This window comes from Devosia sp. Root436 (assembly GCF_001426345.1).
Lineage (GTDB): Bacteria > Pseudomonadota > Alphaproteobacteria > Rhizobiales > Devosiaceae > Devosia.
Genome location: NZ_LMEM01000001.1, coordinates 653103 through 677466 on the forward strand (window position 1 = coordinate 653103; position 24364 = coordinate 677466).

The 24364-nt window shown below is 64.2% G+C and carries 20 protein-coding genes and 1 riboswitch; of the genes, 13 read left to right on the forward strand and 7 right to left on the reverse strand.

Annotated features, from left to right (window positions below):
* Positions 1–87 precede the first annotated feature (87 nt).
* Genes ASD04_RS03255 through ASD04_RS03265 form a run of 3 tightly spaced genes read right to left on the reverse strand, consistent with a single transcriptional unit; the run spans position 88 to position 3842 of the window.
* Positions 88–1134: a glutathione synthetase gene (locus ASD04_RS03255; RefSeq protein WP_056252376.1), complete on the reverse strand. Its 1047-nt coding sequence runs from the start codon at positions 1132–1134 to the stop codon at positions 88–90.
* Between the two features lie 12 nt (positions 1135–1146).
* Positions 1147–3000 carry a flavohemoglobin expression-modulating QEGLA motif protein gene (locus ASD04_RS03260; protein ID WP_056252379.1) on the reverse strand — a complete coding sequence of 618 codons (1854 nt, stop codon included), beginning with the start codon at positions 2998–3000 and terminating at the stop codon, positions 1147–1149.
* Positions 2997–3842: an N-formylglutamate amidohydrolase gene (locus tag ASD04_RS03265; RefSeq protein WP_056252381.1), complete on the reverse strand. Its 846-nt coding sequence runs from the start codon at positions 3840–3842 to the stop codon at positions 2997–2999. The genes ASD04_RS03260 and ASD04_RS03265 overlap by 4 nt, the downstream gene beginning before the upstream one ends.
* 115 nt (positions 3843–3957) lie before the next feature.
* Between ASD04_RS03265 and ASD04_RS03270 the strand changes: the two genes are divergently transcribed.
* Positions 3958–4554: an NAD(P)H-dependent oxidoreductase gene (locus tag ASD04_RS03270; protein WP_056252384.1), complete on the forward strand. Its 597-nt coding sequence runs from the start codon at positions 3958–3960 to the stop codon at positions 4552–4554.
* Here ASD04_RS03270 and ASD04_RS03275 read toward each other — a convergent pair.
* Together ASD04_RS03275 and ASD04_RS03280 are read right to left on the reverse strand one after the other, a co-directional pair.
* Positions 4551–6650: an adenylate/guanylate cyclase domain-containing protein gene (locus tag ASD04_RS03275; protein ID WP_056252387.1), complete on the reverse strand. Its 2100-nt coding sequence runs from the start codon at positions 6648–6650 to the stop codon at positions 4551–4553. The genes ASD04_RS03270 and ASD04_RS03275 overlap by 4 nt on opposite strands.
* A 3-nt stretch (positions 6651–6653) precedes the next feature.
* The gene (locus tag ASD04_RS03280; RefSeq protein WP_056252390.1) at positions 6654–7568 is read right to left on the reverse strand and encodes a helix-turn-helix domain-containing protein; all 915 of its coding nucleotides are present in this window, start codon (positions 7566–7568) and stop codon (positions 6654–6656) included.
* A 105-nt stretch (positions 7569–7673) separates the two neighbouring features.
* Between ASD04_RS03280 and ASD04_RS03285 the strand changes: the two genes are divergently transcribed.
* The 12 genes from ASD04_RS03285 (at position 7674) to iolB (ending at position 22642) form a co-directional block, all read left to right on the forward strand.
* Complete coding sequence (locus ASD04_RS03285; RefSeq protein WP_056252391.1) at positions 7674–8948, forward strand: extracellular solute-binding protein; 1275 nt, start codon at positions 7674–7676, stop codon at positions 8946–8948.
* Positions 8949–9140: 192 nt separating this feature from the next.
* On the forward strand, positions 9141–9950 hold the full coding sequence (locus tag ASD04_RS03290; protein WP_156461103.1) for a sugar ABC transporter permease: 810 nt from the start codon (positions 9141–9143) through the stop codon (positions 9948–9950).
* Positions 9947–10825 carry a carbohydrate ABC transporter permease gene (locus tag ASD04_RS03295; protein WP_082530944.1) on the forward strand — a complete coding sequence of 293 codons (879 nt, stop codon included), beginning with the start codon at positions 9947–9949 and terminating at the stop codon, positions 10823–10825. Before ASD04_RS03290 ends, ASD04_RS03295 begins: the two co-directional genes overlap by 4 nt.
* An 11-nt stretch (positions 10826–10836) precedes the next feature.
* The gene (gene ugpC, locus ASD04_RS03300) at positions 10837–11916 is read left to right on the forward strand and encodes a sn-glycerol-3-phosphate ABC transporter ATP-binding protein UgpC (RefSeq protein ID WP_056252398.1); all 1080 of its coding nucleotides are present in this window, start codon (positions 10837–10839) and stop codon (positions 11914–11916) included.
* 141 nt (positions 11917–12057) lie between these two features.
* Positions 12058–14064, forward strand: a complete 2007-nt coding sequence (locus tag ASD04_RS03305; RefSeq protein ID WP_056252399.1) for an aldo/keto reductase — start codon at positions 12058–12060, stop codon at positions 14062–14064.
* A 358-nt stretch (positions 14065–14422) separates the two neighbouring features.
* A riboswitch (FMN riboswitch) is annotated at positions 14423–14571 on the forward strand.
* 101 nt (positions 14572–14672) lie between these two features.
* Positions 14673–15650, forward strand: coding sequence for a DMT family transporter (locus ASD04_RS03310; protein ID WP_056252402.1), 978 nt, complete (start codon positions 14673–14675; stop codon positions 15648–15650).
* Positions 15651–15768: 118 nt separating this feature from the next.
* Positions 15769–16611, forward strand: a complete 843-nt coding sequence (locus ASD04_RS03315) for a MurR/RpiR family transcriptional regulator (protein WP_056252405.1) — start codon at positions 15769–15771, stop codon at positions 16609–16611.
* A 108-nt stretch (positions 16612–16719) separates the two neighbouring features.
* Complete coding sequence (gene iolC / locus ASD04_RS03320; RefSeq protein ID WP_244488233.1) at positions 16720–18657, forward strand: 5-dehydro-2-deoxygluconokinase; 1938 nt, start codon at positions 16720–16722, stop codon at positions 18655–18657.
* A gap of 18 nt (positions 18658–18675) precedes the next feature.
* Positions 18676–20523, forward strand: a complete 1848-nt coding sequence (gene iolD / locus ASD04_RS03325; RefSeq protein WP_056252409.1) for a 3D-(3,5/4)-trihydroxycyclohexane-1,2-dione acylhydrolase (decyclizing) — start codon at positions 18676–18678, stop codon at positions 20521–20523.
* A gap of 157 nt (positions 20524–20680) precedes the next feature.
* A complete protein-coding gene (gene iolE / locus ASD04_RS03330) occupies positions 20681–21598 on the forward strand; it encodes a myo-inosose-2 dehydratase (RefSeq protein WP_056252412.1) in 918 nt (305 codons plus the stop codon).
* A gap of 47 nt (positions 21599–21645) precedes the next feature.
* Positions 21646–21897: a hypothetical protein gene (locus ASD04_RS03335; RefSeq protein ID WP_200940216.1), complete on the forward strand. Its 252-nt coding sequence runs from the start codon at positions 21646–21648 to the stop codon at positions 21895–21897.
* The gene (iolB, locus tag ASD04_RS03340) at positions 21842–22642 is read left to right on the forward strand and encodes a 5-deoxy-glucuronate isomerase (protein ID WP_056252415.1); all 801 of its coding nucleotides are present in this window, start codon (positions 21842–21844) and stop codon (positions 22640–22642) included. Before ASD04_RS03335 ends, iolB begins: the two co-directional genes overlap by 56 nt.
* A gap of 136 nt (positions 22643–22778) precedes the next feature.
* On the opposite strand, the gene iolG is transcribed toward iolB, so the two are convergent.
* A complete protein-coding gene (iolG, locus tag ASD04_RS03345; protein ID WP_056252418.1) occupies positions 22779–23816 on the reverse strand; it encodes an inositol 2-dehydrogenase in 1038 nt (345 codons plus the stop codon).
* Positions 23817–23896: 80 nt separating this feature from the next.
* Positions 23897–24352, reverse strand: a complete 456-nt coding sequence (locus tag ASD04_RS03350; protein WP_056229168.1) for a MerR family transcriptional regulator — start codon at positions 24350–24352, stop codon at positions 23897–23899.
* Between the last annotated feature and the right edge of the window lie 12 nt (positions 24353–24364).

Sequence of the window (24364 nt, forward strand, 5' to 3'; positions counted from 1 at the left end):
CCTCGTGCGCGAAGCGACACGGGGAGGCACCTTCTCCCTCAAGGGGAGAAGGGGAAGAAGCCCGGGCGCTGAGGAAGAAATCGATAGCTACAGCGTTGCCAGTTCGCGGTTACTCAGGGCGCCGCGATAGCCCTTCTTGATCTCCAGCTTCCGTTCCAGCGCTTCGATGACCGCCATGGGGAAATCGACCTCGTACATCTGGCTGAGATTGTTGAGCCCGCCGGGGGTGAAGACGTTGATCTCCAGCAGCTTGTCGCCGACGATATCGAGGCCGACGAGGAACATGCCGTCCTGCACCAGCTTGGGCCGCACGGTTTCAGCGATATCAAGCATGGTGCCGGTGACCTCGATGGCCACGGCGCTGCCCCCGGCATGGATATTGGAGCGGATTTCGCCCTTGGCCGGGGCACGGCGGAAGGCGGCGTATTTGCCGTCGCGCTGCAGGGGCACCCCGTTCATCAGGAAGAAGCGCACATCGCCCTCGGAGGCCTCAGGCATGAAGCTCTGGGCGATCAGGTAGCCTTCCTCGCTGACTGCCTCGAAAATCTGCTTGATGTTGGACTCTTTTGAAGAGGCGATCTTGAACACGTTCTTGCCGCCCGAGCCCTGCAGGGGCTTGAGGATGACGCCCTTTTTCTGCTGCTCGATGAAGCTGCGGATTTCATCGAGGCTCTTGGCGATCAGCGTTTCGGGGCGCACCGAGGCCGGGAAATCCTGGAAATAGAGCTTGTTCTGGGCGCGGGCGAGGCCATCGGGATCGTTGAGCACGATAACGCCGCGGGCGGCGGCCAGGCGGCCGAAGATCGCGCCGACATGGGCGGCCCAGGGGCGGTCCGCCGAATCCTCGGACGGGTCGTTGCGCAGGAGCAGGATGTCGATTTCGGAGACGTCCAGCGTCTCCACCGTGGTTTCATTGCCCTGCAAATCCTTGAACAGGGTTTCGGCCTTCTTGTAGTTGCTCGCCGGCAGCGTCAGCGCCCGCACCGAGAGGCTGTCGTCGGGCCGCAAGACAAAATCGCCGGGCGTGAGATAGCAGACGTCGTGGCCACGACTAAGCGCCGCCAGCGCCAGGTGGGTGGTGGAGTAGTTGGCCGTTTCGCCTTCGATGGAATTGACAAAAAACGCAATGCGCATGGGGTGACGCTCCTAGTTTTCCGGCATCTGGAGAGGGGTGATGCCGGCATAAGCCGCCTTGAGCCGTTCGGCCGCTTGCGGGTGAGAGAGAAATTGCGGCAGCAGGCGCGGCGCCTTGAGCAGGCCGCGCGTGCCCAGTTCCTGCATGACGCCGAAATGGCTGGCCGCGATCTTGCCCATCCAGAACGGATCGAGCGAACCGCCGGCCCGCAGATGGGCCAGCACTTCGAGCAGGCCGCGCAGATAGACCGCGTCCTTGGGCAACCCGCCGCCGCGATAGACGCGCAAAGCCAGGTTGAAGGCGGTGGATTCGGAAAAACCGAACGCGCGCACCAGGCGGCGGTAGCACTCGATGAAGCTGGCGCCATCGAGCATATCGGCACAGGCGACGACCCGCGCCGCGATGAGCCGCAGCCGGGCAACGGTCATGCCGCCGACGAGATATTCGGCCAGCACGGCCAGGCCTTCCTGCACGCCCTCGTAGCCGGCAAGGCCGGAGCGGAAGAGACGCAGGCCCTGGGCGGAGCCGTTGAAATAGGTGAGCAGATGCACGCCCACCTCATGGCTGAGCAGTGCTTCGACGCGCTGGCGCGCCATGGTGGTGTTGCGCGAGATCAGCAGCCGCCCGCCCGATACCATGAGGCCGGAAGGCAGGTCATCGCGCAGTTCGACGCTGGCGGCAAAGCCGTCATAATCGCCGGCATAGGTCTTGATCATCGCGCGGGCGCGGCGCTCCACGAAGGCCACGTCGGCATCGTCGCCATCGCCCTTGCGCTGGCCACGGCGGGGTCTGGTGTCCGCAAGGATGTCATTGGCTGCCTTGAGCAGGCCGGATTCCACCGGCCCGTAGAGCGCGCGCCCGAACTCCACATAGCGCGGGGTTTCCCGCGCGGCGAGCAGGGACAGTTGCAGGTCGAGCTCCTGCTGCTTTTCGCGGTAGAGCGTGGTCAGCACCGGGTCTTCGAAGCGGTCCAGCGTTACGGAGAACAGCGCTTTCTTCTGCCTGGCGACATCGACCGTCAGCGGCCGGTAGAGAAAGCGCGGCGCCTGTTCGCCGCCCGCTTCCTTGAACTCGGCCCAGGCCGCCTGGGCATTGATCGGCGTCACCGCCAGGAGGAAGTCGAAGGACTGGGCCACGTCGTCGATGGCCCGGTCGGCGCGGGTGACCGCATCGACGAAGGCCCGGCGGCCCAGGGCGCGATGCGAGGCCAGCGCCAGGCTGCCGGTCGCATCGACGAAGCTGGCCACCGCGCGCAGGCCCGCATCGACGATATTGGCCACCAGCCGCTCGCGCAGTTCGGGGTAAACCGCTTCGGATTCCGGGACGCGGTAGATGGGCGCGAAGCGCACCGTCAACGAGGCGATACCGGGCAGCAGGCGTGCCAGCTTCGCCGCCGGGTCGTCGCCAATCCTGGGCCGGGCGATCTGGGGCGCGCGATATTTGGCTTTGGCCTGCTCGGCAGCTGCCGAAAATGCCAGCAATGCCTGCTTGGCGGGGCCATTGCCCGATGCCGATACGCTCATTTCGAAGGGGGGGAGATAATCGGCATCGCCGGCCAGACGGTCGCGCGCCAATTCGCCGATATCGAGCAGGATGAAGGCGCCGAAGCGTTCGGTCATCACCTCGGCGACCAACTTGATGATGGTGGCGGCGGTGCCGAGATTGCGCACCAGCAGATAGGAGGAATTGGCGCTGACCACGTCCAGCGCCGCCGGCTCGCGGCGGCGGCCGACATGCACAACGAGGAAGGGCAGCGGGCGGTCGATATGCAGGCGCTCGCCGCGGCCGAAATCGCGACGGATGGGCTCTCCGGCCGCCAGCGCCTTGGCGAACTCGGCCAGCAGTTTTTCGTCGGCCGCCGTCATGCGGACGCCTTGAGACTGTCCAGCAGCACCGGCAGCGAGGCGGCGATCATGGCGCGCATGGCGGCCAGCGCCTCGATATCGGGCGCACCGGTCCATTCGTCCATGAAGAATTTCTTGAACTCGATGGCTATGGCGCAGCCGGTATCGGGGAAGTTGGCGTGGACGAAGCGGGTCTGCTCGCCCCTGCCCTCGAAGGCGATGTTTTCGCGCACATCCATGGGCCGACCACGAAAGGAGAAGCTGCGCAGGCTGTCGATGAAGGGATCGACGACATGGGCCCAGCGGGAGCGATCCATGGAAATGGTGCCGATATTGATCTGCGGCGCCTCGGCTTCCGGGGTCGGATCGGCCTCGGGGCCGTTGCGGCGATGGTTGTAGCTGTGGATGTCGAGCAGCACGAATTGGCCATGCTCGGCCGCGATGGCGGCCAGTGTCTGGTGCAGCATGGCATAATAGGCGGCGTGAACATCCAGCGAGCGTTTGACCAACCCATCTTCGGGCCGTTGGGCCCAGATATCGAGGCCCCAGGCCTGGTCCGGGCGCAGATAGACCGCGCCTTCGGCATCGCGGTTGAGATCGATCTCGAAGCGGGAGCGATGGAAGACGATGCGGTTGGGCACATCTTTTATGGCATAGGCAGTGAACGGGTCTTCCTCGCGCAGCCGCCCCGGATCGTCGAGGCCCATGACGGCGGCAACCTCGTCGCGCAGGGCATGCCCATTGTGAATGGCCGTGCCGATGAGCGGCGACGCCGCCCGCTCGACCGACCAGAGAGCGCTGCCGGCGGCGGGCGCGCCGAGATCGGACGCGGTCGGGAGAATGTGGGAGGCGGGATCAGGCATCGGACGCTTTGTTTCGGGCCCGGCATGCGGGCGACCTCACAGTAACGGCCATTGCCCATTGCAGTTCCGGACAGGATGGATTGATGTCCGGGCGATCCGCGCTTAGACACGAGCCATGCGCGTCCATGTCATCCATGCCCATCCGGTCGAGAGCAGCCTCAATCGCGCGCTGTTCGATACAGTTGTCGATGCGCTGACCGAGGCCGGGCACGAGGTCGATGCGCTCAGCCTCTATGATGCCGGGTTCGACGCCGTGCTCAGCCGCACGGAGCGCCTCAACTATCACGATGTGCCTGATAACGTGACGCCGCTGGTCGGCCCCTATGTGGACCGGCTGCTGGCAGCCGAAGCCCTGGTTTTCGTGCATCCGGTGTGGAATTACGGCTATCCGGCCATCCTCAAGGGCTATTTCGACCGCGTCTTCCTGCCCGGCGTGTCGTTCACGCTCGATGGCGGCGGCGATCGTGGCCGGGTGGTCTCCAACCTCCACAGGATCCGCAAGGTCGCCTTCGTCACCACCTATGGCGGCAGCCGCTGGCGCACCATGATCATGGGCGATCCACCGCGCCGGCTGGCCCGCCGCTGGGCCTGGGTCACCTTCGGCACGCGCCTGCCGCCGAAATTCCTGGCGCTTTACGACGTCAACAATTCCACGCCCGAACGCCTTGGCGGTTTCGTCGACAAGGTTCGGCGGGCGATGAGCCGGTTCTAGGCAACGGACTGCAAGATTTGGAAATCACCAGAACGGCTTAAGCCGGCATCGTAGAAGGCGACGAGCCTGGGATCGATAGCGCCCGCCAGGGCGCGGCAGCGCTCGAATATGGGGTCGTCGGCGGCATCATCGGCCCAGGCCGCCAGCAGCGCTTCATGGGCTGCGGCCAGCGTGGTGAAGGCTTCCGAATCCGCCAGGGCTTCGTCGCCAACCAGCAGGTGGATGGGTTCGGGCTGGCTGATGCCCTTGAGCACGATCGAACCAGCCGCGAGGAAGGCGAGTTCGGGCGCCGCTGCGCGCGTTTCGGCGGTAACCAGAATGTCGTAGCCGACGCTCCGGCAGGCGCCTTCGAGGCGGCTGGCCACGTTCACCGTGTCGCCGATGCAGGAATAATCGAAGCGCGCCTCGAACCCCATATTGCCCACCAAAGCCGGGCCGGTGGAAATGCCGATGCCGATGGCGATGGGCTCGCCGCCGGCCTGCTGGGCATTGAGCCCGCGCAGGGCCGCCCGCATGTCCAGCGCCGCCTCGCAGGCGTGGCGGGCATGGCGGGGCACATCGACCGGGGCGTTCCAGAAGGCCATGATGGCGTCACCCATGAATTTGTCGATCGTGCCGTGATGGGCCACGATGGCCGCGCCGAGGCCGGCGAACAGCCGGTTCAGCATGGTCACCAGGTCCGCCGGCGCGGTGCGTTCGCTGAGGGCGGTGAAATTGCGCACATCCGAAAACATCACCGTCATCTCGCGCACATCGCCGCCCAGCTTGAGCAGGCCGGAATTGGCCTCGATCTGGGTCAGCAGCGACGGCTCGACATAGTGGGCAAAGGCCTTGCGGATGCGGCGCTTGTCGGCATCGGTCACCGCGAACCGGAAAAACGTCATGGCGGCGTAGGTCACAAGAGCGGCAAAGAGCGCGAAACTGGGGTCGAGCAGCACGCCGAACTGGCTGAAGGCCAGCCAGCTCCCCGCGGTGGCGACCGCCGCGATCATCAGCGAGAACGCCAGACCTACCAGGGGCCCCGTCAGCAGCAGCACCAGCACCACCGCGAGGCCGCTTATGGCAATGACCAGCAATTCCAGCCCGCCGACCCAGTCGGCCCGGTGCAGGAATGTGCCGGTCAGGATCTGCTCCAGCGCCTGCAAATGGATGGAAACGCCCGGTATTGCCTCGCCCAGCGCGCTGGCACGAATATCCAGCAGGCCGGCGGCGGAGGCACCCACCAGCACGATGTGGCCGGACAGCAGCGGCGCAAGGTCACTGTAGCCATCGCCCAGCAATTGCGCGGCCGACACATAGGTTGATGGCGGCAGATCGCGGTAGTAGAGCCACATGTCGCCACTGGGCCCGGTCGGCACGTCGAACTGGCCGACCCGCAGCCCCGCCACGGTGCCCGCCCCGGCGGTATCCCCTAGTACGACCAGCGTCGAGGCGCCCTGCGCCACCCGCAGCGCTTCCACCGCCAGAGTTGGCATCGGTGCCGTGCCGTTCGACCACAGCAGCGGCAGGCGGCGCGCGACCCCTGCCCCTTCGCGGTCGAGGCTCGCGACGCCGAGGCCTGTCGCGGCAGCGGCCAGCAGCGGCAGCGGCGCGGCGACGCCATCGAGCGAGGGCAGGCCGGCAAGGAAGTCGTTGCCGGTCATGGCGAAACCCGCCTTGGGCGCCGGCGGCTGGCTGCCCGCTACGGCGCGGCTCATCACCAGGACCGTCGGGCCGGCCGATAGGGCGTTGGCGAACAGGGCATCATAATCGGCCCCTGCCCCCGTGACGGTGGAGGGCGACCAGCGGTCGGGCTCGGAAAACAGCACGTCGAACACGATTACTGCCGCGCCGAGCTCGGTCAGGCGGCTGGCGATCTCGGCCATGTCGCGCCGTGGCCAGGGCCATTGCCCGATGGTGGCGAGCGAAGCCTCGTCGATATCGACAATGCGCACCGGCAGGTCGGCGGGCGCGGTTCGTGGCTTGAGCTGCTGGAAGGTGTCGAAGGTGGTCTCGCGCACCACCCGCACCGCATAGGGATCGGCAGCGCGCAGCAATACCAGCGCAATGACGACGGCGGCGCCGAACAACAGTGCCACCAGTCGCCGCGTCAGCATGGTTCAGTTCATCGGCGCAGTGGCGTGGGCGCGGACCATCGGCAGGCTGGGCCGGCAACGCACGTCGCGGCGGAAATCGGTCGGCGACATGCCGGCGATCTTGCGGAACGACTTATTGAATGCACTGAGTGAACCAAAGCCGCTATCCATGGCTACCTGCAAGACATTTGCGTCGTCCTGCATCAGCAGAGCCTGGGCGTAGCTGAGCCGCATCAGGTTCACATAATCGTTGAGCGTCATGCCTGTCGACTTCTTGAACACGTTCATCGCGTATTTCGGATGGATATCGGCGGCCTGGGCGATGTCGGAGGAATCGATCTCCTCGCGGAAATTGTCGGCGATGAAATCGCAGATGCGCACCACGATGGGCGAGGAATGATGGTCCAGCCCATCCACGGCGCTGACCACCGCCTCCGGTCCCGGCAGCAGCGTATAGGGCTCGAAGCGCACCCGCTCGATGCGCAGCAGCAGCTCGTCCACCGCCATGCCCGCCTTCATCGGGTCGCCGGAGCGGGCATAGTCGTTCCATCGCGCAAAATTGTAGGGGTCGGCCGCATCGGTGGACTGGGTGATGAGCGTCGCGCCCTGCATCAGGCGCGACTGTACGTTCTGTGGCAGGCGCAGCCGGAAGAAATGCACCAGCGGCAGGTGGCCACCGGCATAGACCAGGTCATCGGAGGCGTCGTCGAGCCAATGGGGCAGACCGCCCCAGAACAGGGCCATATCCCCGGCATTGAAGCGGACCTGGTGGCCGCTCATGCGGTAATGGGCCCAGCCGCGGACGATGTAATTGACCTCGACCTGCGCATGCCAATGCGCGCCCCGCATGACCAGGGGCGATGCGTGGAACATCTGCAGTTCCGTCGGCAGCCGCTCCACCCCGTTGGCCAGGGGTTCGTAATACGCCCTTTGTGCCATCTTACTTTCCGCCAACTCTGCATGCCCTTTGTGAGGGACGCCACGCGTCAGGTGGATAGCTTAGAAAGCGCTCAGCGTAAGAGCAAATGAAAAGGGAGGACTACAATGAACCGCATCGTTTCGCGGCATGGACGTATGCTCGGTCTGGCTCTGGCCGGAATCAGCTTTCTGAGCGTCACTGCCGCATCGGCCGGCGACGTCACCGTCTGGGCATGGGACCCGAACTTCAACGGCGCCACCATGAAGGAAGCGGCCAGCCGCTATGCCGCCATCAATCCCGACGCCAATATCATCGTCGATGACTCGGCCAGCCAGGACGATATCCGCGCCAAACTGCAGACCCAGCTCCTCGCCGGCAGCACCGACGGCCTGCCCGATATCGTGCTGATACAGGACGACGTGGCCCAGAAATACCTGCAGTCCTTCCCCGGCGCGTTCGAGCCGCTGTCGGATTCGATCGATATGTCGGTCTTCGCCCAGTACAAGGTTGCGGCGGCCACGCTTGACGGCAAGTCCTACTCCCTTCCCTTCGACTCCGGCGTGACGGGCCTGTTCTACCGCTCCGACATGCTCGCGGAAGCCGGTTTCACTCCCGCCGACCTCGAAAACATCACCTGGGACCGCCTGGTGGAGATCGGGACCGAAGTGAAGGCCAAGACCGGCAAGCCGCTGCTTGACCTCGACCTCAACGATACCGGCCTTATCCGCATGATGATGCAGTCGGCCGGCGCCTGGTACTTCAACGAGGATGGCAGCCTCAACATCGTCGACAACGCCCCGCTCAAGAAGGCGCTGGAGACCTATGCCAAGTTCTACCAGGCCGACCTGGTCAAGCCCGTCTCCGGCTGGGCCGAATATACCGGCGCCTTCACCTCGGGCGAAGTCGCCATGGTTCCCGTCGGCGTCTGGATCACCGGCACGATCAAGGCCAATGCCGATCAGTCGGGCCTGTGGGGCGTCGCCCCCATTCCGCGCCTCGATGTCGAGGGCTCGGTCAACGCCTCCAACCAGGGCGGTTCGAGCTGGTATGTGCTGGCCTCCTCGGACAACAAGGAAGAGGCCATCGACTTCCTCAAGACCGTCTGGGGCGGCGATGTCGACTTCTACCAGAAAATCCTGACGGCGCAGGGCGCCGTGGGCTCGCTGCTCGCCGCGCGTGACGGCGAGGCCTACCAGGCCACCGACGAGTTCTTCGGCGGCGCGCCCGTGTGGCAGAATTTCTCCACCTGGCTGAGCCAGATCCCCAGCGTCGACTACGGCACCTTCACCGCCGAAGTGGACTCCGCGGTCCAGGCGCAACTCCCCACGATCATCGAAGGCGGCGATCTCACCGCCGCGCTGCAGGCGATCAGCGACCAGGCCCAGCAGCAGATGCAGTAACCTCCGATGGAAAGCGGAGCCCGCTCCGCTTTCCAGTCCGGGCGCCGCGGTCGCGGCGCCCGGCACTATCGGGCATGATGACGCTGCACCATCGGGGAGGACGATAGTTTGGCACAGGCGAGACTGGCTCGCAGGGAGCATCTTACAGGCTGGGCGTTCATCGCCCCTGCCCTCATCCTGCTCGGATTGTTCATGATTTACCCGATCATCTGGTCGCTCTGGATGAGCTTCCAGGTCGGCAAGGGCATGAATCTGAGCTTTGGCGGCTTCGCCAATATCGAGCGCCTGACCAAGGATCCGGTATTCCTGCGGGCGCTGGGCAATACCTTCACCTTCTTTATCGTGCAGGTGCCGATCATGATCGTGCTGGCGCTGCTGCTCGCAGTGGCGCTGAACGACGCGACCCTGCGCTTTCGCGGCCTGTTCCGCACCGCCATCTTCCTGCCTTGCGTTTGCTCGCTGATCGCCTATTCGACACTGTTCAAGTCGATGTTCGCCAATGACGGGGTGGTCAACCAGGCGCTGATGGCGCTGCATATCATCGGCGCGCCGATCGCCTGGTTCAGCGATCCGTTCTGGGCCAAGGTGGTCATCATCCTCGCCATCACGTGGCGCTGGACCGGCTACAACATGATCTTCTACCTGGCCGCGCTGCAGAATATCGACCGCTCGATCTACGAGGCGGCGCGCATCGACGGCGTCCCGGCCTGGGCCCGGTTCCGCTACCTCACCATTCCGATGCTGAAGCCGGTGATCCTGTTTACCACCGTGATCTCCACCATCGGCACGTTGCAACTGTTCGACGAGGTCTACAATTTCACCGCCGGTAATGGCGGCCCGTCGGATTCGACGCTGACCCTGTCGCTGTACATCTACAACCTGACCTTCAAGTTCATGCCCAGCTTCGGCTATTCGGCGACCGTCTCCTGGGTCATCGTGGTCGTGGTCGGCATCCTCAGCCTCATCCAGTTCCTCATCGCCCGCGACCGGAGGTCGTCATGACCGACACAACCATGGCGTCAGCCGCCGCCAAGCCGGTCGCCCGGACGTCGATCCTGCCGGGCAATTTCTGGGGTCTGGTCCGGCGCAGCATCGTCTATCTGCTGCTCTCGATCGCGGCCTTCATCTCGGTCTTCCCGTTTTTCTGGATGATCGTGGGCACGACCAATACGTCGGCCGATATCATCAAGGGCAAGGCGAGCTTCGGCGGGGCGTTCATGCAGAATGCCACCACCTTCTTCACCCAGGTCGACGCGCTGCGCGTGTTCTGGAACTCGGCCTTCATCGCCGTTGTCGGAACCGTGCTGACGCTCGCCATCTCGTCGCTGGCCGGCTACGGCTTCGAGATGTTCCGCTCGCGGGTGCGGGAGCGCATTTTCGGCCTGCTGCTGCTGCTGCTCTCCATCCCCTTCGCGGCGATGATGGTGCCGCTCTTCGTGATGATCGCGCAGGCGAAGCTGGTGAATACCTATGTGGCGGTGATCGTGCCCACGGTGGCTTCGATCTTCATTATCTTCTACTTCCGCCAGGCCACCAAGGCCTTCCCCAGCGAGCTGCGCGATGCCGCCAAGATCGACGGCCTCAAGGAGTGGCAAATCTTTCTCTACGTCTACATGCCGGTGATGCGCTCGACCTATGCGGCCGCGACGATCATCGTGTTCATGGCCAACTGGAACAACTATCTGTGGCCGCTCATCGTGCTGCAGACCGCCGAGAACAAGACCATCACGCTGATCGTTTCGGCGCTGACCTCGGCCTATGTTCCCGACTACGGCATGACGCTGTTCGCCACGGTGCTGGCCACCCTGCCCACCCTCATCATTTTCTTCCTCCTCCAGCGCCGCTTCGTCGAAGGCATGCTGGGCGCGGTCAAATAAGGACCAGAACCATGAGCAGCTTGTCCCTCAGAGGCGTGCGCAAGTCCTACGGCAACGTGGAAGTCATCAAGGGCGTGGACCTCGACATCAAGTCCAAGGAATTCGTGGTGTTTGTCGGCCCCTCCGGCTGCGGGAAATCCACCCTGCTGCGCATGATTGCGGGGCTGGAGCACATCACCGCCGGGGAACTCGATATCGGCGGCCAGCGCATGAACGATGTCGATCCGTCCAAGCGCGGCATCGCCATGGTGTTTCAGTCCTATGCGCTCTATCCGCATATGACGGTGCGCGAGAATATGGGCTTTGCCCTGCGCTTTGCCGGCGTCGCCAAGGAGCAGATCGCCCGGCAGGTGGGCGACGCGGCGCGCATCCTGGCACTGGAACCCCTGCTCGATCGCTTCCCCAAGGAACTCTCGGGCGGGCAGCGCCAGCGCGTCGCCATCGGGCGCGCCATCGTGCGCAATCCGCAGGTCTTCCTGTTCGACGAACCGCTATCCAATCTCGACGCCGAATTGCGCGTGCATATGCGCATCGAGATCGCCCGGCTGCACAAGGAATTGCAGACCACCATCATCTATGTGACCCACGACCAGGTGGAGGCCATGACGCTGGCCGATACGATCGTGGTGCTGCGCGACGGCATCATCGAACAGGTCGGCCGCCCGCTCGACCTCTATGACGATCCGGCCAACCAGTTCGTTGCCGGCTTCATCGGCTCGCCCAAGATGAACTTTTTGCCCGCGACGATCGTGGACAAGGCCACGGGCAAGATCACGGTGGAATTGATCCATCACGACAAGGCCCGCCTCACCCTGCCGGTCACCAGCGGCGTGGTGGGCGATCCTGTCACTGTCGGCGTCCGCGCCGAGCATTTCGGCACGGCCGGCGCCGGCAATGCCGATATCACGCTCGATGTGGACGTGGCCGAGCATCTGGGCTCGACCAGCTATGTCTATGCCAATGCCGGCGGCGAGGCGCTGGTGATCGAGCGCGAGGAATCGCGACACGAAACCGGCAGCGAGCGGATCACCGTCTCGATCAGCGCCGACAAGGCCCACCTGTTCGACAGCAAGGGCCGGCGCCTCAGATAGCGCGGACCGTCTCACCATCACGGCGTCATTCCCGCGAAAGCGGGAATCCCTGCCAAACGAAAGGGGATCCCCGCTTTCGCGGGGATGACGTCCAGCGAATTTGGGCCCCCGTGCCCGCCGACTTCAAGAAGGACCACTGAAATGACCGATCAAAAAATCCGCTGGGGCATTATCGGGCCGGGCAGCATTGCCAAGGCCTTCCGGGGCGGCCTTGCCGGCAGCAGGCACGGCGTGCTGGCCGCTATCGCCACGCGCGACCCCAACAAGCCGAACCTGGCTACCGACTTCCCCGGGGTGCGCGTGGTCAACGGCTATCAGGCCTTGCTCGACGACCCGGAAATCGACGCGGTCTATATCGCCGTGCCCCATACCGGCCACGCCGAATGGGCCATCAAGGCGGCCGAGGCCGGCAAGCATGTGCTGGTGGAAAAGCCCTTCGCCCTCTCGGCCTTCGAGATCGATGCGGTCCTCCATGCCCACCGCAAGGCCGGCACCTTTGCCGGGGAGGCCTTCATGTACCGGCTGCATCCGCAGGCCGCCAAGCTGGCCGAACTGATCCGCTCGGGCGTCATCGGCGAAGTCCGCATGATCCAGTCGAGCTTCGGCTTCTCGATGGGCAAGTTCCAGCCGGAACACCGCCTCTTCGCCTCCAAGCTCGCCGGTGGCGGTATTCTCGATGTCGGCGGCTATCCGGTCTCGATGGCCCGCTTCATCGCCGGCCAGGCCATGGGTAAGCCCTTTGCCGACCCGGTCAAGGTTTCGGGCACCGCCAAGCTCAATGCCGAAGGCACCGACGACTGGGCCGCCGCCATTCTCACCTTCGAGAATGGCATCGTGGCGCAGGTGTCCTGCGCGGTGATGGCCAATCTTGACAATGTGCTGCGTATCCATGGTTCGGACGGCCGTATCGAAGTGCCCGATTTCTGGTTCGCCAACGGCAACCGCGACCAGGGGCTAGGCCGCATCGACATCGTCAAGCAGGGCAAGACCGAGACGGTCAGTGTCAACGAGACGGCCCATGTCTATTCCTTCGAGGCCGATGCCGCTGCCCAAGCCATTTTCGCCAGGCGTCAGGAACTGGCGGCGCCGGGCATGAGCTGGGCCGATAGCCTGGGCAATGCCCGCGTGCTCGATGCCTGGCGCAAGGATGCCGGGATCGAATATTCGGTCGAAAAGTCGGCCAACCGGGTCAATACGCTCGATAACCGCAAGCTTGGTCCCAACAAAGGCGTCATCCCCAAGCGTGCCATACCAGGCCTTTCCAAGCAGGCTTCGGCCGTGGCGCTTGGCTTCGAGGATTTCCGCAGCTTCGCCTCGGGTTCCATCCTGCTCGACGCCTTCTGGGAAAAGGGCGGCAATATCTTCGACACCGCCTTCGTCTATGGCGCCGGCTATACCGAAAAGCTGTTCGGCGAATGGCACCGCAATCGCGGCACCCGCGAAGGCGCGGTGCTGATCGGCAAGGGCGCCCATAGCCCGCTCTGCTACCCCGACGTCATCGCCAAACAGCTCACCGTGTCGCTCGACCGGCTGCAGACCGACTATGTCGATGTCTATTTCATGCACCGCGACAATCTCGACGTACCGGTGGGCGAGTTCGTCGACGCCATGGATGCCGAGGTGAAGAAGGGCCGCATCCGCGGGCCGTTCGGTGGCTCCAACTGGACCAGGGAACGCTTCGACGAGGCCGTGGCCTATGCCACCCGCACCGGCAAGACCAAGCCGATGGCGCTCAGCAACAATTTCGCCCTGTCAGAAATGCTGGTGCCGATCTGGGATGGCTGCGTCACCGCCTCCACCGACGACTGGAAGGCATGGCTCAAGGAGAAGCAGGTCACCAATTTCTCCTGGTCGAGCCAGGGCCGCGGCTTCTTCACCGACCGCGCCGGTCGCGACAAGACCGACAATGAAGAGCTGGTGCGCTGCTGGTACAATGACAAGAACTTCGCCCGCCGCGACCGTGCCATCGAGCTGGCCAAGCAGCTCGGCCACAGCCCGATCCATGTGGCCCTGGCTTTCGTGCTGGCACAGGACTTCCCGTCCGTGCCCCTGATCGGGCCGCGCATGCTGGGCGAGCTGGATGACAGTCTCAAGGCGTTCGAGATCAAGCTGACACCGGAACAGGTGGCGTGGCTGGACAACGGCTAGGAGCGGAGTGGAGCTACCCCTCTCCCCTTGTGGAGAGGGTGGAAATCCGCGTGCAGCGGATTTCCGGGTGAGGGGTCTGCGCTATCCTATGCTTCAATGCGAGTGGATAGCCCGACACCCCTCATCCGCCCTTCGGGCACCCGGGATCAAGTCCGGGGCAGGCTCTTCTCCCACAAGGGGAGAAGGGGATCGGCGAGGGTCCCTCCCCCGATGCCATCCCAGCTTGAGGCGGGACGACACTGCCTGGCCCGAACAAAATTTCTCCACCGTTCGCAAAGGACGCACAGTTACACCTTTGTATCTACTTGCCCGTATCGCCCCCCCTGCCTATGTTCATCGTCGCCGGGCGATAGTCCGGCATTGTTCTCAGGGCGGGGTGCGATTCCCCACCGGCGGTAAAGGCGGCGACGCCAAGCCCGCGAGCGCTTCTGGACGGAGGTCCAGGAGGTCAGCAGATCCGGTGTAATTCCGGAGCCGACGGTATAGTCCGGATGAAAGAGAACGGGACCAACGCTGGCTTGCCGGCGTCCGCACCCTTTTCGGGCCGGGCGTGGCATCGGCGAGACTTCCCGTAACCCTGAGGAAACTGGTTACGGAAAGGACTTTTAATGAGCCAGGTTTCCTCTATTCCAAGCAACGGCGCCGCAACGGGCGCCTTCTTCATGATCGCGGCAAGCCTCGCCTTTGCCGGGAGCAATCTGCTGCAATCGGCACTGCCGACCCCGGTTGAATATGGCGGCTACGGCATGAGTTCGACCGGCATGGCCTTCTGGCAATATGTCATCGCCTCGCTGCTGGCTTTGCCGCTGATCCTGCGCATCGGGCTCGGCAAGCTGCGCACCACCCACCCCATCGCCCACGAAATCCGTGCCTTCGTCTCGGCACTCGGCGTGCACGTCTTCGTTTACGGTTTCGCCACCGGCGTACCGATCTGGCAGATGGTGACCCTCCTGGCCACCGGCCCGCTCTTCATCATCCTCGGCTCGACGCTGTTCCTCGGCGAACGCGCTTCCGCCGTCCGGATCGGGGCGGCCCTGGTCGGCTTTGCCGGCGCCATCATCGTTTCGGGCGTCGGTGCGGAAGGCCTGAGCTGGTCGACGCTCATTCCCATCGTGGCGGCCGCGCTCTGGGCCACGACCGACGTATTGACCAAGTATCTCAGCAAGCAGGGCGAGGTCCCCGAGACGCTGACCATCTCGCTGCTGGTGCTGGTGACGCCGAACCATCTGCTGATCCTGCTCGCCGTCTGGGCGCTGGGCGGACTGACGCCTGGCCTGCTGCCATCGGGCCTGGTCGATAACGTCTTCGCCCTGCCCGGCGGCAATGCCCTGTTGCTGCTGGTCCTGCTCGGCGCATTGACCGCGGCCGCGCAATATCTGCTCGCCGTAGCCTACAGGGCGGCCGACGCCACCTATCTGCAGCCCTTCGGCGATCTCAAGGTACCGCTCAGCGGGCTGCTGGGCTGGTTCTTCCTGTCGCAGGTGCCGTCTGTCTGGTTCTGGCCGGGCGCCGCGCTGATCCTGGCCGCGTCCTGCTTCATCTTCTGGATGGAATCGGGCCGGCGGCGCACGCTGAGCCTGGCCTGACGCGCTACTGCTCCCGGTTCGCCGGGAGCAGCCTGTTCCAATTACGGAATGAACTTTCCAGTTCTGCTTGATCGGCGGCGTGGATTTGACGATTATTGGCGAGTGCCGGAGTGAACCAATGTCCGAAATCATCGCCAAAGTCGCACCACCCCAGGACTTCGATACGCTGCGGGCGGCGATATTGGAGCGTAAAAGCGAGCTGCCCAAGCGGCTGACCCAGGTGGCGGCCTATGCGCTGGACAACCCCGACGAGATCGCCTTCGGCACCGCGGCCAGCATCGCGCAATCGGCCGACGTGCAGCCTTCCACACTGGTCCGCTTCGCCCAGCAATTCGGCTTTGACGGGTTTTCGGGCCTGCAACTGCTGTTCCGCGCCCGCCTGCGCGAGCGTACCTCATCCTACGAAGAACGCCTGCGGGCGCTGGAGCAGGATGGCGCGGCGCTGGCGGAAAGCACCACCATCTTCAATGGCTTCATCGCCGCGGCGCATCGCTCGGTCGATGCCATTGCCGCTGCCGTGGAACCCGATGCCTTCGAGCGCGCGGTGACCTTGCTGGCCGATGCCGAAACCATTTATCTCATCGCCAAGCGCCGCTCCTACCCCATCAGCAGCTATATGGCCTATGCCTTCGGCAAGCTCAAAGTGCGCTGCCAACTGGTCGGCACCTCGGCCGGTATCGATGACGACCTGCTGGCCATGGCGACGCCCAATGATGCCGCCTTCGCCATCAGTTTCTCGCCCTATGCCTCGGAAAGCGCCGCGCAGGCGCGGACCCTCGCGGGGCGCGGAATTCCGGTGGTGTCGCTAACCGATTCCGCCTTTTCCCCGCTGGCCGAATGTTCGCGGGAGTGGTTCGAAGTGGTCGAGGCCGACCATGCCGGCTTCCGCTCGCTGTCGGCCAGCATGGCCTTTGCCATGGCGCTGACTGTGTCGATCGCGGAGAAGCGCCGGCGCGGCTGAGCAACAGTAAGCCGAGTTCCACAATTGGAATGAACATTCCACATTGACGAATAGTCGGAACTTATGTTTCGTGCTTGGACAGGGTGGAACTGGCCAGGGGAGACTCGCGTGACGAATGTGCATCAGCAGCAGGAAAAGCTGCCGCTCGACGTCATCACCATTGGCCGCGCCTCGGTTGACCTCTATGGCCAGCAGATCGGCACGCGGCTGGAAGATATCGGCAGCTTCGCCAAGTCGGTCGGCGGCTGCCCGACCAATATCGCGGTGGGCACGGCTCGGCTGGGCCTCAGATCGGCGCTGATCACCCGCGTCGGCAACGAACAGATGGGCCGCTTCATCCGCGAACAGCTGGTCCGCGAAGGCGTCGAGACCAAGGGCATCGTCACGGACCCCGAGCGGCTGACGGCGCTGGTGCTGCTGGCGGTCGAAAACGAGCACTCGTTTCCGCTGATCTTCTATCGCGACAACTGCGCCGACAATGCCCTCGACGTGGACGATATCGACGAAGCCTTTGTCCGCTCGGCTCGCGCGGTGCTGGTCACCGGCACGCATTTTTCCAAGCCCCATACCAATGCCGCCCAGCGCAAGGCCATGGCCATCGCCAGGGCCAATGGCGCCAGGGTCGTTCTCGATATCGACTATCGCCCCAATCTGTGGGGCCTGGCTGGACACGATGCCGGCGACAGCCGCTATATCGCCTCGGACACCGTATCGGCACAGATGAAGACCGTGCTGGCCGATTGCGACCTCATCGTCGGTACCGAAGAAGAGGTGCTCATCGCCTCCGGTGAAACCGACCTGCTCTCCGCGCTCAGGACGATCCGTTCGCTCTCCTCCGGAACGATCGTCCTGAAGCGCGGTCCCATGGGCTGCATCGTCTATGACGGACCGATCCCGGACGATCTGGAAGACGGTATTGTCGGCAAGGGCTTCCCCATCGAGGTCTATAACGTGCTGGGGGCCGGCGACGCCTTCATGAGCGGCTTCCTGCGCGGCTGGCTGCGTGGCGAAAAACACGCCACCAGCGCCACCTGGGCCAATGCCTGCGGCGCCTTCGCCGTCAGCCGCCTGCTGTGTGCTCCCGAAATCCCGACCTGGGCGGAGCTGAGCTATTTCCTCGAACATGGCAGCCCGGAGCGGGCATTGCGCAAGGATGAGGCGATCAATCACGTGCATTGGGCCACCACCCGGCGCCGCGACATTCCCAGCCTCATGGCGCTGGCCATCGACCATCGCAGCCAGTTGGAAGACCTCGCCAATGGCGAGGCCGCGCAACTGGCACGCATCCCCGCTTTCAAGGTGCTGGCCGTGCAGGCCGCTGCACGAGTGGCCAATGGCCGACCCGGTTTCGGCATGCTGCTCGACGACAAATATGGCCGCGATGCGCTCTATGCCGCCAGCGGGCTCAGGGATTTCTGGATCGGCAAGCCGATCGAGTTGCCCGGATCGCGCCCACTGCAATTCGAATTCAGCCAGGATCTGGGCTCGCGACTGGTGGACTGGCCGGTGGATCATTGCATCAAGGTGCTGTGCTTCTACCATCCGGACGATGCCGCCGAGCTGAAACGCGCCCAGATCGACAAGCTGCGGGCGGCCTATGAAGCGGCACGCAAGATTGGCCGTGACCTGCTGATCGAGATCATTGCGGGCAAGCATGGCGTGCTGGGCGACGACACCGTGGCGCAGGTGCTGCGCGAGATTTACGACGCAGGCATCAAGCCGGATTGGTGGAAACTCGAGCCGCAGGCCAGCCGGACCGCCTGGAACGCCATCGACGCGGTAATCGAGGCGCGCGATCCGCTCTGCCGCGGCGTGGTGCTGCTGGGGCTCGAAGCCCCGCAGGAGGCGCTGGAGGCGGGCTTTGCCGCCGCCCGGTCCTCGCGCAGCGTCAAGGGTTTTGCCGTGGGCCGCACGATATTTGCCGAGTCGGCAAAGGGCTGGCTGGCGGGTAGGATCAGCGACGCACAGGCCGTCGACGAGATGGCGCACAAGTTCGGTGCGCTGGTCGAGGTGTGGGAACGGCTGGGCGCTAGTCGCGCTGCGTAGAATTTAGGGAACGAGCCGATGAGCCAGAAAACGATCCGACTGACGATGGCGCAGGCCGTGGCGCGGTTCATGACCATGCAGAAGACCGTAATCGACGGCGAGATCGTCCCGATCTTCGGCGGCGTGTTCGCTATTTTCGGCCATGGCAATGTGGCCGGCATCGGCGAGGCGCTGCACGGCGTCAAGGACACGCTGCCGACCTATCGCGGGCAGAACGAGCAGGGCATGGCCCATGCCGCCATTGCCTATGCCAAGGCCAGCTTCCGCCGCCGCTTTATGGCCTGCACCTCGTCCATCGGGCCGGGGGCGCTCAACATGGTCACCGCTGCGGCGCTGGCGCATGTGAACCGCCTGCCGGTGCTGTTGCTGCCGGGCGATGTCTTCGCCAATCGCCTGCCCGACCCGGTGCTGCAGCAGGTGGAAGATTTCGGCGACGGCACGATTTCGGCCAATGACTGTTTCAAGCCGGTGAGCCGCTATTTCGACCGTATCACCCGGCCCGAGCAGATCATTCCAGCTTTGCGTCGCGCCATGCAGGTACTCACCGATCCGGCCGAATGCGGCCCGGTGACACTCAGCCTCTGCCAGGATGTGCAGGCCGAAGCCTATGACTATCCTGAGAGCTTCTTCGCCGAGAAGGTCTGGACCGTCAGGCGGATCATGCCCGACGCCGACGAATTCGCCACGGCGGCGGCGGCTTTGCTGAAGGCCAGCAAGCCGGTGATCATCGCCGGTGGTGGCGTGCTCTATTCGGAGGCCTCCGACACGCTGCGCAAGTTTGCCGAAATCCATGGCGTGCCGGTGCTGGAGACGCAGGCGGGCAAATCCAGCCTGCCGCATGACCATCCGCTGAATATGGGGTCGGTCGGGGTGACGGGGACGTCGGCATCAAACCAGTTGGCCGAAGAGGCCGATGTGGTGCTGGCCGTCGGCACGAGGCTGCAGGATTTCACCACCGGCTCGTGGGCGCTGTTCAAGAATGCCGATCTCAGAATCATCGGCCTCAACGTGCAGGTCTTCGATGCGCACAAGCACCAGGCCCTGCCCCTCGTCGCCGATGCGCGGGCGGGGCTCGAGGCGCTCAATGCGGCGCTGACCGGCTGGCGGGCCGACGCGGACTGGACCGACAAGGCGAAGGCCGGCAAGGACGACTGGCTGGTCGACGCCGACAAGGCGACCGCCAGCACCAATGCCGAACTGCCATCGGATGCCCAGGTGATCGGCGCGGTGCAGCGCGCCCGGCAGAATGCGACGCTGGTCTGCGCGGCGGGCGGCTTGCCGGGGGAATTGCACAAGCTGTGGAAGGCCGATGCACCGGGCAGCTATCATCTGGAATACGGTTTCTCGACCATGGGCTACGAAATTGCCGGTGGCCTCGGCGTCAAGCTGGCACGGCCCAAGGACGACGTGGTCGTGATGGTGGGCGATGGCAGCTACATGATGCTGAATTCGGAAATCGCCAGTTCGATCATGCTGGGCGCCAAGCTGACAATCGTGCTGCTGGACAATGCCGGCTATGGCTGCATCAACCGGCTGCAGATGGCGACCGGCGGGGCCAACTTCAACAATCTGTTGAAGGATACCAACCATGTCACTCTGCCCGGAATCGATTTTGCTGCCCATGCAGCGTCGATGGGCGCGGTGGCGCGCAAGGCGGCGTCCATTGCCGAGCTGGAAACGGCGTTGCAGGAAACCGAGAGCGTAGACCGGACGACGGTCATCGTCATCGACACCGATCCGCTGGTGACCACCGATGCCGGCGGGCATTGGTGGGATGTAGCGGTGCCGGAGGTGTCAGACCGACCGCAGGTGAATGCGGCGCGGGAGGCCTATGTGCAGGCGCTGAAGGCGCAGCGGGCGGGATAGTGTTCGGAAAGCCCCCCACATCCACGATGTCATCCCGGCGAAGGCCGGGATCCATCCTGAGGTCTTTCGGCGCTCTGGGTGCGCTGGGCCATCTCGGGATGGATTCCGGCCTTCGCCGGAATGACACCGTGATTGAAATGATCCTCTGGAGCAAACCATGAAAGCCAAACTCGGCATGTCGCCCATTGCGTGGTGGAACGACGATCTGGTGGAATTGAGCGATGATGTGTCGCTGGAAGAATGCCTGCGCCAATCGCGCTCGGCGGGCTTTACCGGCATGGAGAAAGGTCGCCGCTTCCCTGATGATCCCGCGGTGATGCTGCCCATCCTGAAGGCAGCGGACGTGACACTGTGCGGCGGCTGGTTCTCGGGCACGCTGGTCGATGAGGAACTGTCGGCCAACCAGGACCGCATCGCGCCGATGATCGAATTGTTCAAGGCGGTGGATGCGCCCTGCATCGTCTATGGCGAGGTGGGCCGTTCCATCCAGGGCAAGCGCGAAGTCCCGCTGGCGCAGAAGCCTAAGCTCTCCGACGACGAGATGAAGGCCTATGCGAAAAAGGTCACGCAATTCGGGGAATGGTGTGCGGAACAGGGCATGCCGCTGGCCTATCACCACCACATGGCGGCCGTGGTGGAGACCGAGCCGGAGCTCGATGCCTTCATGCGCTATTCGGGCGCAGGCATTCCCCTGCTGCTCGATGCCGGGCACCTGGCCTTTGCGGGTGGCGACGTGTTGCGGGCCATCGACAATCATCATGCCCGCATCACCCATGTCCATGTGAAGGATATCCGCCGCTCGGTGGTGGATGGGCTGGATCGCAGCCGGCAGAGCTTTCTCGACGCGGTGGCTTTGGGCGCCTTCACCGTGCCGGGCGACGGGTCGCTGGATTTCGGCGCCATCGTGCAGAAATTCGCCGATTACGGCTATGAGGGCTGGTTTGTCGTGGAGGCCGAACAGGATCCGGTCAAGAACCCGCCGCTCAGGATGGCGCAGGTAGGCCACAAGGAACTCATGCGCGTGATGACGGCAGCGGGCTATACAGTGGAGACCGAGGGCTTTCCCAAGGGGTGAGCTGTGCTAGAGCATGGGTCGATGAGGATTTCGTCCAAGAGGACCCGATGGCGCTCAAGCAAAGTGATCTGAACTGGTTCCGGCCGCTGTGGCGGCGCGTGGCCGTCGTGGTGTTCCTGGCTGCCTGGCTCGGCTGGGAGCTGCTGTGGAGCGGCGACATGTTCTGGGCGCTGCTGGTGGGCGCGGCGCTGGCTTATTCACTCTACAATTTCTTCTATGCCTTTCCCAAGGAGGAGCCACCCAATGAGCCAATCCAACCTCCGAGTGCGCCCGAAGGGGACGACGGGTCTCGTCCATGAGGTAACGCCTGATACCGCCGGCTGGACCTATGTGGGCTTTGCCGTTCATAAGCTGGCCGCAGGCGAGGTGACCGGCGGCGAGAGCGGGACGCAGGAGCTATGCCTGGTGCTGGTGGGCGGCAAGGCGCGGATTGCCGTGGATGGCGAAGATTTCGGAGAACTGGGCGAGCGCATGACCCCGTTCGAAGGCGCTCCATGGGCGGTCTACGTGCCGGCCGGCAGCGAATGGGCCGTGGACGCGGCAACGGCAGTGGAACTGGCCGTCTGCGCCGCGCCGGGTGGTGGGGACTACAAGGCCAGGGTCATTCCGCCGGGCAAGCATCCGCGCATCTCGCGCGGCAAGGGCGCCAATGTGCGCCATGTCTACAACATCATGCCCGAGGATGACGGTGCGGCCCATTCGCTGCTGGTGGTGGAAGTCATCACCCCACAGGGCAACACCTCGTCCTATCCACCGCACAAGCATGACCAGGACAACCTGCCCCACGAGAGCCAGCTCGAAGAGACCTACTATCACCGGCTGAACCCGCCGCAGGGCTTCGCCTTCCAGCGGGTCTATACCGATGACCGGAGCCTCGATGAGGCAATGGCGGTGGAAGATGGCGACGTGACGCTGGTGCCCAGGGGCTATCACCCCGTGGCGACAACGGCGGGGTATGATCTCTACTATCTCAACGTGATGGCCGGGCCGAAGCGGGTGTGGAAATTCCACAATGCGGCCGAGCATGAGTGGCTGTTGAAGTAGACTCCGTGCCACGCCCTCGTGGTTCGAGGCGCTGAAGAAGCGCACCTCACCATGAGGGCTACTTGGAACTCAATACCACAGTACCCCTCATGGTGAGGCGGGAGCGTAGCGACCCTCGAACCACGAGGGCGTGGCACTACCGTCCCTGGAATACGCTCTTGTCCGCCAGTGCCCCGGTGACTTCGCTCACCTTCACCGCCCTGCCCTCCTTGACCGATTTCAGCGCCGCTTCGGCCAAAGCCAGGGCGATCAAGCCGTCGATTCCGCTGGGCGAGGCCGGAGATTTCGATTCAACGGCGTCGATGAAGGCACTGATTTCGCGGGCATAAGCCTCGGTATAGCGGGTCATGAAGAAGTCGTGCAGCGGCGGGCGGGTATAGCCGGCGGCGTTGGCGACCTCGATGGAGACCGGGCGCTGGTTCTCGGCGGAGACGGCGCCCTTGGAGCCGTGGACCTCGATGCGCTGGTCGTAGCCATAGGTGGCCCGGCGAGAATTGGAGATGGTGGCGTGCTTGCCCGAGGCGGTGGCCAGCATCACCGAGACGCTGTCATGGTCGCCGGCCGCGCCGATGGCCTTGTCGACCAGCACGGAAGCCTGGGCGGTGACCGTCTCGATCTCCTCGCCGAGCAGGAACCGGGCCATATCGAAATCGTGGATGGTCATATCGCGAAAGATGCCGCCGGAGCGCTTGATATAGTCGACGGGCGGCGCGCCGGGATCGCGCGAGACGATGGTGACCATTTCCACCGTACCGATCTCGCCCCGGTCGATCACATCGCGCACCGCCTGGAAATGCGGGTCGAAGCGGCGGTTGAAGCCGACCATGAGCGTGCCGCCTGCGGCATCGACCACCTTGAGGCAGGCCTTGACCCGCTCGACGTCGAGATCAATAGGCTTTTCGCAGAAAATGGCCTTGCCGGCGCGGGTGAACCGCTCGATCAGGTCGGCATGCGTATCGGTCGGCGTGCAGATCACCACCGCGTCGATATCTGATGCGGCCAGGATGGCATCCACACTTCGCACGGCGCAGCCATATTGGGTGGCGAGGTCGCTGGCGGCCTTTTCGAAGGCGTCGGCCACCGCTACAAGCTGGGCCTTGGGATTGGACGAGATAGCCTTGGCATGCACCTTGCCGATGCGGCCAGCGCCGAGCAGGCCAAAACGAACGGTCATTTTGTGAACTCCAGGAATAGTAGCCTGATGCAACATATGCACCGCCATAGTGTCAATCTAGAACGTTCATTCCAGAAACACTAGGCTTCCCTGGCGCGTTCCAGGATGCGCTTGCATTCCAGCAGCTCACGCAGCACATCGGAGAGCTTGTCGCGCGACTCGCGGTCGAGGCCGGCGCTGGCCAGCATCACGGCCTCTTCGATCTCGGCCTCGTCGCCGGCGGCTTCCGCCTGCTCGATCATGGGGAGGATGTCTTCGAGCGGCCTGCCCTCGCCCACGGCGATGACATAGCGGCTGCCCTGATCCTTGAGGATGCGCTGCACGCCCTTGATGGTGAAGCCCTGATCGTAGAGCAGGTGGCGGATGCCGCGCAGCAGCAGCACGTCCTCGGGGCGGTAGTAACGGCGACCGCCGCCGCGTTTCAACGGCTTGATGGTGGAGAAACGGGTCTCCCAGAAGCGCAGGACATGCTGGGGCAGGTCCAGCTCATCGGCTGCTTCGGATATCGTCCGGAAGGCGTCTGGCGACTTGTCCACGGAGGCTGAGAC